Consider the following 3,914-nt stretch of genomic DNA (forward strand, 5'->3'; position numbering starts at 1 on the left):
CCCACGGCGTCGGCAAACATTTCCGCCATTGGGTTGTTGCTGTATTGATTCATGCGTTTGAGGAGTTCTACAACGGGAAGGGAATAATGGCGGATGAGGGGTTGGAGTTCCGTAGGGGGTGCAGCGGCGACTCGGACGGTCCCGGCGATCGCCACTTGGGGTCTGGGGGTACCTGGGGGTAAGGTTTGATATTGGGTTTCCGCTTCTGAGGGCCAAATTTGCCCATTGATGCCTTCGAGGAAAAGATTACCGGCGATCGCCGGATCTGTCTCGAAGTTCATATAAAAATTGTCGAGGATAACCAGATCCCCAGTCACCCGCTGAATTCCCATTTCGTTGAGGCGGTTGGCGATCGCCATTGCTTCTTCCCAGACAAACAGGGGGTCTCCTTCTCCTTGGATGACTAAATCACCCTGTAATTCGCCATTTGCGATCGGTCCGGTTGCGCCAATTTGGGTGACGAATTCCCCATCGGGACCGTAGGTTTGCAGGGTAACCAGGGAGGTGGCGATTTTAGTGAGAGAGGCGGCGGGGAGGGGGATGGTGCCTTGATGTTGGGCGAGGAGGGTCTCCCCAGTTTGCATCCAAATACCTTGGTTTTCTGAGGCAAATCCTTGGGAGGAGAGGCTGTTGATATATTGGGCGATCGCAGCGGTAACCGTGGGGTCGGGGTTATCTAAGGGGGCGATCGTCGGAGTTTGTGGGGGTTCGGGAGTGGGAATTTCTGCGATCGAGTCTTCTGCCGAGGGGACTTCAGTTTGGGGGGTTTCTGAAGGATTGCAGGCAGTCACGAGTACACAGAGGGTGACCAATACAGCAGCAGTCAAACGGGGATTTCTTAACATAGGGATGGATGAAGTCGGTGCAGGTATTCGACACAGAGGATAACATAAGCCTTGAAGATTCATCCTATCAAATCGTCGGACTCTGAGCATCTAGGGATGGCGATCGCCCGCTTGTCAGTTAAAATTTGGGTCTTAGCTCACTTCACTTCAAAACCCTCACTTTTCATCAATCTTTTGCCTATTCATCTCTAGCAAATTTGCGGATTGCCTGGAGAGAGCCGGTATGATAAGGTGAGATTTAATTTCAAATTATGGGTAAAATCCGGAGGTTAAACGCACAAATGAATCACAGATTTGGGCAACTGTTGAACGGGAGAACCATCCGTCCAATCGGAATAGGCGCAGTCGTCTGTTTGCTCGTGGCTTTCTTGCAGGGTATAGCACAAGGGCAAAGCATCAATTGTGGGAGTTCATCCCATTGGGTAACTGCTTATAATCAGCAGCAGGTGAATCATGCTCACATTTTTTGTGGGGAAGTAAATCGAGAGGGGCGTGTAGTGGGATTTCATGCGCGACCCCGGGGACAAAATCCTTCTACCGTCCGACAATTTAGAGTCACCCAATCCGTGGACAATCAGGGGATTTACGGGGGAGAATGGAGTCATACCTCTGGGGGAGGAAGTAAGTTTTCCACGATGTTTCCCGATCGCTGTACCGCAGAACAAGTGATTAATTCCATTGCTTATGCTCAAGCCAATCGGGTGCAATGTCCGAACGGTGCACCGAATTGGGCCTGGTGTGGATTAAATGCACCAACAGATAGCAGCCAGCAAACCAGATTTTGTCCCGCGAATAATGGCAGTTCTTATCGGATTGCGGGGGCAACCAATCGAGATGGTAAAATTAATACGGGCTTTCCCTTAAGGTAATCAAGATTATGACGGAAACAGCGTGGAATGAAGCGGACTGGTTTGACCAAAGTAGCGCTCATCGTCGGGTGTTAGAGTTTCTGACTCTGGATATTCAAAATAGCCAAGAATGGGTCCAGCAGTTATTAGACCAAATAGCCGCGCTGGAAACTGGGAAAATTTGCGAATGGACGCGATCGGGAAATGCCTACTATTTGATTTTTTCACCCGCAACCGTAACGATAGAGAATCTATTGGTGGAAGAAGAACCCATTGAAACGATTTCTCTCCAGGAGTTCAAAGAAGCTGTTTTAAAATGGCAAGAACAGCTTGATAATTCCGTTTCTGATTTAAGGAACAATTGAGGGATTTACCGATAATTTTAGGAGGGCTTAAAAAAACTAAAACTGCTGATTTTTAGGGCAAATCCGGAAGCGATATCTGTTAGAATAGATTGAACCGGGGGACAGTGGGGGAAGACGGGGCAGTGCCTTGTCCCTACCCTGTCCCTCGGGTTGCTGAAAAACATCATGATTTAGTAATTGGTGGGGAATTTTATGACTAAAGCTGAACTTACCCCAGAACTGCAAACTCCGATATGGGTGGAGGATGAGTGGGATCCCCCGATGCCTCCTACGGATTTAATTTTTGATGATGAAGAACCCTTGGAAAGTAATCGTCACCGGATCGCCATGAATGTGCTGATTGCCGCAGTACATGAAGCCTTTGCTGGGCGGAAAGACTATTTTACCGGGGGCAATATGTTCGTTTATTTTAATAGCGAACAAGCCCGAAATCGGGACTTTAAAGGCCCGGATTTTTTTGTCACCCTTGATGTTGATGGGACAAAGGAACGGCAAGGTTGGGTCGTTTGGGACGAAGATGGACGGTATCCTAATGTGATTGTAGAGTTGATGTCGCCTTCTACTGCCAGAAAGGACCTTGGACCCAAAAAGGACGTTTATGAACGGACATTTAGACTCCCTGAGTATTTTGTCTATGACCCCTTTGCACCCGATTCATTGCGGGGATGGAGGTTAACAGGACAAGCTTATGAGGAGTTAACCAAGGACGATCGCGGTTGGTTATGGTGCGATTCTCTCGGATTATGGTTGGGAACTTGGGAGGGAACTTTACAACAGGAAAACGCAACTTGGTTACGTTTTTTTGATGGCGATGGAAATGTGATTCTGTTGCCAGAAGAACTGGCTAAAATTGAACGCCAACGGGCTAAAATTGAACGCCAACGGGCTGAGGATGAACGCCGACGGGCTGAGGATGAACGCCGACGGGCTGAGGATGAACGCCAACGGGCTGAGGAAGCCTTCTCGGAATTAGAGGCACTGAAAGAACGACTCCGGGAGAGGGGAATCGATTTAGAATCCCTATAATTGGGGTGATTTATGATGAGTTGATTCAATTTTTGGGGAAATAGGGACGCAGCCCGATTAATTCAAGGTCCGATTTTGAAGGCGACGAATTTCGCGATCGACGCTGACGCCAATTTTGAGGGCTTGATTGAGCAATCGCCCATATTCTGTGGCTTCATCGCTGATTGTTAAGTGGTTTAAGGTGGCTAGATTATTTTCTATTTTAGCAAATAATTCATAGCGACGGTCGATGAGGTCTTGATTTTCTCGGAGGATTCTATCGGTTCTCAAGCTGCCGAGTAAACTTTCTCGGGTGATGCTGAGGGCGGCGATAACTTCTTGGCGATCGCTGAGTTGGATTTCGGCCCCGGCTGCTTCTATTTTATCTAAAATATCGAGCGATCGCACGACTTCGTTATATTTTTGGATTTCCTCAAGCAGGGTTAAAAAGGTCTGAAATTTTTGCGATCGCCTCCATAAATACAAGTTGAGGATGAGGGTAGTAACTCCAGCGATTCCTCCGGTGAATAGCAGAAAATAAAAGGTTGTCGCCATCTCTTGCCCAGAGAGTCCCCAATTGCGAACCATTAAGATGCCAAGTGGGGTGATTAAGATGAAAAAGAGGACCAAGATAAACAACTGGGCGATCGCAAAGGATATCAGTTTGTTCAAATTTTGGAGCAAAGTAGGGCGGTAGGCTAGACTTAACCCAATATCGTTTGTATCCACCCCAGCGATCGCCTCTAGTTCGCTTTCGGTGACGACGGCATTTTCTAAATCGGTGCGCATAAACTGTTTAATCCTCCTATTCTCTCCTGATTTTGTCAAGGTTGGTATCCTGCGATCGCCCA

Annotated in this window: 5 protein-coding genes; 3 read left to right on the forward strand and 2 right to left on the reverse strand. The window is 48.0% G+C overall.

What is annotated here, in order from left to right; translation table 11 throughout:
• Positions 1-827 (reverse strand): D-alanyl-D-alanine carboxypeptidase (locus tag J0895_RS22350; protein WP_207090199.1); only part of this gene is annotated, 827 nt, incomplete at its 3' end.
• A gap of 299 nt (positions 828-1,126) precedes the next feature.
• Here J0895_RS22350 and J0895_RS22355 point away from each other — a divergent pair.
• The 3 genes from J0895_RS22355 to J0895_RS22365 all read left to right on the forward strand — a co-directional run bounded on the left by J0895_RS22355 (position 1,127) and on the right by J0895_RS22365 (position 3,084).
• Positions 1,127-1,714: an EndoU domain-containing protein gene (locus J0895_RS22355; protein ID WP_207090200.1), complete on the forward strand. Its 588-nt coding sequence runs from the start codon at positions 1,127-1,129 to the stop codon at positions 1,712-1,714.
• An 8-nt stretch (positions 1,715-1,722) separates the two neighbouring features.
• Positions 1,723-2,058 (forward strand): hypothetical protein, encoded by a 336-nt coding sequence (locus J0895_RS22360; RefSeq protein ID WP_207090201.1) that lies wholly within the window; start codon positions 1,723-1,725, stop codon positions 2,056-2,058.
• Between the two features lie 192 nt (positions 2,059-2,250).
• Positions 2,251-3,084, forward strand: a complete 834-nt coding sequence (locus tag J0895_RS22365; RefSeq protein WP_207090202.1) for a Uma2 family endonuclease — start codon at positions 2,251-2,253, stop codon at positions 3,082-3,084.
• Positions 3,085-3,141: 57 nt separating this feature from the next.
• On the opposite strand, the gene J0895_RS22370 is transcribed toward J0895_RS22365, so the two are convergent.
• The gene (locus tag J0895_RS22370) at positions 3,142-3,852 is read right to left on the reverse strand and encodes a hypothetical protein (protein ID WP_207090203.1); all 711 of its coding nucleotides are present in this window, start codon (positions 3,850-3,852) and stop codon (positions 3,142-3,144) included.
• Positions 3,853-3,914: the final 62 nt, after the last annotated feature.

The sequence above is a fragment of the Phormidium pseudopriestleyi FRX01 genome (genome assembly GCF_017313335.1).
GTDB lineage: Bacteria > Cyanobacteriota > Cyanobacteriia > Cyanobacteriales > Laspinemataceae > Laspinema > Laspinema pseudopriestleyi.

What these genes read in the sequence shown, in the direction of transcription:
- J0895_RS22360 (WP_207090201.1), top strand. Translation starts at nt 1,723, where the DNA reads ATGACGGAAACAGCGTGGAATGAAGCGGACTGGTTTGACCAAAGTAGC.
- J0895_RS22365 (WP_207090202.1), top strand. Translation starts at nt 2,251, where the DNA reads ATGACTAAAGCTGAACTTACCCCAGAACTGCAAACTCCGATATGGGTG.
- J0895_RS22355 (WP_207090200.1), top strand. Translation starts at nt 1,127, where the DNA reads ATGAATCACAGATTTGGGCAACTGTTGAACGGGAGAACCATCCGTCCA.
- J0895_RS22370 (WP_207090203.1), bottom strand. Translation starts at nt 3,852, where the DNA reads ATGCGCACCGATTTAGAAAATGCCGTCGTCACCGAAAGCGAACTAGAG.